The 1,237-nt window shown below is 72.9% G+C and carries 2 protein-coding genes; one reads left to right on the top strand and one right to left on the bottom strand.

Annotation, left to right across the window (positions count from 1 at the left end):
* On the bottom strand, window positions 1–916 hold a 916-nt coding region (locus GT354_RS49090), incomplete at its 3' end, for an ROK family transcriptional regulator (protein ID WP_161364637.1).
* Between the two features lie 98 nt (window positions 917–1,014).
* Here GT354_RS49090 and GT354_RS49095 point away from each other — a divergent pair.
* Window positions 1,015–1,237, top strand: a 223-nt coding sequence (locus GT354_RS49095; protein ID WP_161364640.1) for a hypothetical protein, incomplete at its 3' end; no start/stop codon positions are given.

Here is a 1,237-nt window from a genome sequence, read left to right on the forward strand (position 1 = left end):
CGTCACGGGCGGCGCGGACGACGGTGGCGCCGAGCGGCTCGACCGCCTCGTGCGGGTTGCGCGTGGTGGGGATGAGGTGGCCGAGCCCGTGCCGTTCGGCGAGTTCGCATACCGCGGGGCCGCCGGCCAGCGAGTGGAAGCCGCCGGCGCAGCCGTCGCGCGAGGGCAGGCCGCCGGTGCCGGGGACCGGCAGGAAGCCGAGTTCACCGGCGCCGCCGGAAGCGCCGCGGCGCAGCTTTCCGTCGAGGACGACGGCGGCGCCGATGCCGTTGGCGAGCCACATGAGCACGAACGTCTCGTAGTCGCGGGCGACGCCGAGGCGGCGTTCGGCGAGGGCGGCGAGGTTGGTCTCGTTCTCGACCCGGACGATGGTGTGCAGGCGGTCCTGGAGGGCGCCGGCGAGGCTGCGGTGCCAGGTGGGAAGGCTCGGTACCTGGCTCAGTTCGCCCGTGGTGGGGTCGATGAGCCCCGGCGCGCCGATGCCGATGCTGTACAGGCGGGTGGCGCCGGCTTCGCGTGCGGTGCGTTCGACGAGGGCGGTGGTCTGGTCGACGGCCGCCTGTATGCCGCCGCCGGCGTCGACGGGTGCGGCGGCGCCGCCCAGACGGGTGCCGAGGAGATCGGTGATCACGACGCTGACCGTCTCGGCGCGAACGTCGAGCGCGGCCAGGTGCGCCATGTCGGCGACGATGCCGTACATCCGTGCGTTGGGGCCGCGCCGGCCGGTCGCGGACTCGCCGACATCGTGAACGAGGCCCGAACTCTGCAGGCGTTCGACGAGGTCGGCCACGGTCGCACGGGACAGCCCGGTGAGCGCCTTGAGTTGCCCTGCGGTCAGGGGGCCCTGCTGTTGCAGTAGCCGTAGGGCGAGCCGGTCGTTGTGGGCTCGGGCGGTACTCGGGGAGGCAGGGGGCATGGGGTCGATCCTCGCAGATATTACTTTCAGGAAGGGATCCAGATAGTTTACTCTGGTGCGGCAGGACAGGCAGAGCAGGCGACTCAGGGGAGAAGCTCATGTCTTTTGAAGCGATGCAGGCGGCCGGTGTCGTCGGTGCCATCCAGGCGGTCCGTTGTGGCCCGGCGCGGGAGATGGGCATCGGCGGCCCCACGGGTGTCGCCGCCGTCACCCCGCGGCCCGGCCTCGCGGACGCCTTCGATCCGCGCGGCCGGAAGGCCCGGTGGCGCCGGGGGCCGCGCGGCACAGGCAAGACCTACACGTGGCAGGCCACCGAGCCGG

It is taken from the genome of Streptomyces sp. SID3343 (genome assembly GCF_009865215.1).
Lineage (GTDB): Bacteria > Actinomycetota > Actinomycetes > Streptomycetales > Streptomycetaceae > Embleya.